This window comes from Nostoc flagelliforme FACHB-838 (assembly GCF_014698065.1).
Taxonomy (GTDB): Bacteria; Cyanobacteriota; Cyanobacteriia; order Cyanobacteriales; family Nostocaceae; genus Nostoc; species Nostoc flagelliforme_B.
In genome coordinates, this window is the sequence record NZ_JACJSI010000532.1 from 1 (window position 1) to 3,397 (window position 3,397).

Sequence of the window (3,397 nt, forward strand, 5' to 3'; positions counted from 1 at the left end):
AGGATAAAATGCTCTCACACAAAATAGGTACTCTGGTCAAGTAAGTTTTTATCGTTTCTTAGAAAAGCATTCTTTTGCATTTTGATATACATCAGCAGCAAAGCCAAAGCACAGAGTTGAAGACATTAAGGCGATTGAGGAAGCGATGCCTACGGCGGGCTGCGCCTACGCGATTAAACTAGACAACTCATTTTAGCTCCCCAGCAATCCCTCTAATCCTTTCCCGACAGCAACCCATGCTATCCATTGCCCTTAATCCAACAGTAGTACAACAACCGATAACTTCGATATTTCCATATCGCCAGCTAGCGTGAGATCATGCATTTGTAAGCAGCAGTACTTAGTAGCTTGCCTGGCTTCGCAATGATTAGATTGATACTAGTAAGGTAAATACATCTGTATTGTTTAAGGTGCTACTTTTTCTCGAAACAGCTTTCCAGGAGAAAACGCAGGAACTCTAGTAGCTGGAATGGTCATTGTCTTTTGGGTTTTGGGATTACGCCCCTCACGCTCGGAGCGCTCACGCCGCTCAAATGAGCCAAACCCTACCAGCGTTATCTTCTCCCCATTGGCTACAGCCTCGGTAACAACTGTCCAGAAAAGTTCCCGCAATTAGCTAAAATAGGTTTGTTGTTGAATCCATCATTAATAACATCTAAGCACTTATTTGCCCCCGTAAACATTCTCTCAAACTCAAGCAGCCAACTTTATACGGTCGGTGTACAAGCAGATTGTTGTGCCGTGCCTATTGCAGCACTTTTCTTAAGAAGAATCGGCTGCAATACTTTTCGGTTAAAGGAGAAAGGGGAAAGGGAAAGGGTTTAAATTTACCTTCTCTTAGACCAAGAGAGAGATTATTAAGTTTATCCGAAAAGTATTGTCAAGCATCATACCTACATTTATCTTGGTGGAAGACCTATTTAGCTTCCTCCCCATCCGCCACTTCCATGTACTTGCTCGCTCGTAAAACCTCCCCATCCGCTAGTTCCATGTCCACCAACTATCTTACTTAAGTCTTCATCCGATAGTTGCACTTCATTCCCAAATTCGTCAAACATCTGGTTTAATTGCTTTTCGGATGGTTTTTTAATTTCGCTAAGGAATTCTAAATCAGTAATTTTAATGGTATTCACAAATTTTCCTTGCATTAAGCGCTGTTGATGTATGGTTACTTGATGTATCTCAAGCTAATTATATACATATATTGCCTAGCTAGTTGTAAAGAGATTCGTACTCATTGTATGCGCTGCGGGTATGCTTTGACTCGGGCGTTCGTTCAGCGCGTTGGGCGTGCGTCCCAATGGAGGAGGTGGTCAATAAGTGTAACACGTGACATCTGTTTGAACAGCAGATACCCTAGCACCCCGCCTAGTGTATTTGCAAGAAGATCATTAACATCGGGAACGCGCCAATTTCCCAGGATAACGTTAGTGACGAACTGCGTGAGTTCGATGGCTAGAGAGAGTTTAAACGTTTGCCGCGCGATGGTTTTGACAGACGAGGATGTTGGTAAGAGCAATGGGAGAAACACCCCAAGCGGAACCATCAGGATGACACTTGACAAGAAGCTGCGAAGATCAGCGGTAAGAAGCGGTATAACGTTAATAAACCCAGGATTTTGTGAAGCATAACTGCCAATCTCTACCTGAATTGGGAACAACACAAAATGAAGAACGGCAAGGAGGTAGATCACGAATGTAGTTAGAATTGCCAGCCGGAAAACACTCAACCTTCTGCCTTGATAGACACGAAGGTACAACAGGGTAGCAAGGTACGCCACAAAGAGAAACACAAGTATGGGAGCGGACGGAATCGAAAACCTGATGTCCATGAGGTGAACTCCTTCTTTAGGGTATGCAACGCGCTTGATGGTGAAGACGAGGATACTAAGAGCAGTGGCTGATAAGTAGGTTGCTCCCTCAGTCGTTGATTTCTAACTTAACTGAATACGCAAGGCAACCATCTGCTCCGTTCGCTCTGCTGAAAAGACGGGGATGTTTGCCAAAAGTTGCATTCTATGTGGTGCAGATGCACTAAAAAGGTGTTCACAAGGATTGAGAACAGGTTGAGCAATCAACCTGGACGCTCGAATACAATCGGGTACGGAGATGAACAAACAGGCGAACTATTATTTAGCGTGCTTACACTGAAAGTCTCGGTGCAACCTGTGTAAAAGAAGGAGGGTTAAACGAAGTAGCTAAGAAGTGAGAAGGTAACTTAGCTTATATTTAATCTCAATTATGAGAATTTTATACTGTGCGTTTATCTGCTTATACCCAAGTAATTTAGCAGTTGGTGATTTGAGATGATCTTCAGATTTATGACCCAAGAAATACTTCTGCGTCATGAAATAGCAATTGTATGAACGCCAGTGTATGTTCAAAAATCAGTGTTAAATCTGCCTTGAACTACAATCCCATATTCTTGTTCAATAAAACCTAATAGTTTTTCCTCAAACTCAGTCAAATACGGACGTTTCAACTCTCCCAAGTACTTCAACATAGCACTTGGGGCATTTTCCAAGTTATCGTTTTCCCGTAATCTACTGATGCGATCACATATCTTCTGCATCTGCTGACATTCCGACTCCAGGTAATTCAGTGGCTTTAGGTGGTCAATTCTGACAGTGTACTCCCCATCCCACATTGTGACTGTGCAACTGAATTCGCCCACATGGTTGACTATCCGCCCAACATCCGCCTTTTCCTCGTAAATCAGGATTCTCTTTGGCAATAAGGAGGCACACTTCTCCAACGCGGTACGGATTTGGCGCTTTAGTACGTTCCATGATCCGTTGTACTACATCGCCTACAACTCTAGCAGATGGTACTTTACCTCCGGCTTCTTCCACTGCCGTCTGCCATACTTCCCATTGCTGTTGAGGTTCCAGTTTTGTTATCGCTCTAACCTGGTGTTCACTCGTAGGCAAAATTTGTGATCGGTTAGGACACATTTCCTCATTTTCTGTTTGTGTCCCATTGGGACACATTTTCATCAGATTATCAAATACAGCCGAAGCTTCAATTAATCTATAAGGATGACGGCACCCAAATCCAAACCTGTCCTTGCAATACTCCTCGAAAGTGCTGTGGGTGGAACGATGAAGCCTGCGATCGCCTACGGCGGGGTGTAGCCCATCGCGCAATTCCATCAGCGCCTTACCAGCTTCAAAAACCGCTTTCTCCACTTCTCTTTCCAAGTTTAGGCGGTAAGCGTAGCCATGCCGTCAGGCTTATCGCGCTGTTCTTCCTCTGTCAACTCTGGAATTTCGATAGCAGTAACCATAATCGTTGCTGTAGCTAGATTTTCCTCAACATAGATATCCTCATTTGCAGAGTTAACAGGTGGTTTTGAATCACTCTTTGCGGCAGAGGTGGCTTTGTTGGTTCTAGAAGGT

5 protein-coding genes and 1 pseudogene are annotated in these 3,397 nt (G+C 43.9%); all 6 read right to left on the reverse strand.

What is annotated here, in order from left to right:
* Positions 1 to 405: 405 nt before the first annotated feature.
* Complete coding sequence (locus H6G97_RS48125) at positions 406 to 612, reverse strand: HU family DNA-binding protein (RefSeq protein ID WP_190947392.1); 207 nt, start codon at positions 610 to 612, stop codon at positions 406 to 408.
* Positions 613 to 920: 308 nt separating this feature from the next.
* Positions 921 to 1,133, reverse strand: coding sequence for a hypothetical protein (locus H6G97_RS48130; RefSeq protein WP_190947393.1), 213 nt, complete (start codon positions 1,131 to 1,133; stop codon positions 921 to 923).
* A 143-nt stretch (positions 1,134 to 1,276) separates the two neighbouring features.
* Positions 1,277 to 1,831, reverse strand: a complete 555-nt coding sequence (locus H6G97_RS48135) for a VanZ family protein (RefSeq protein WP_190947394.1) — start codon at positions 1,829 to 1,831, stop codon at positions 1,277 to 1,279.
* A gap of 548 nt (positions 1,832 to 2,379) precedes the next feature.
* Entirely contained in the window at positions 2,380 to 2,571 is a 192-nt protein-coding gene (locus H6G97_RS54330; RefSeq protein ID WP_242056135.1) for a hypothetical protein, read from the reverse strand.
* A gap of 43 nt (positions 2,572 to 2,614) precedes the next feature.
* Positions 2,615 to 3,187, reverse strand: a complete 573-nt coding sequence (locus tag H6G97_RS54335) for a hypothetical protein (protein ID WP_242056136.1) — start codon at positions 3,185 to 3,187, stop codon at positions 2,615 to 2,617.
* 14 nt (positions 3,188 to 3,201) lie between these two features.
* Positions 3,202 to 3,397 (reverse strand): annotated as a pseudogene (locus tag H6G97_RS54340) (hypothetical protein); the annotation flags it as partial.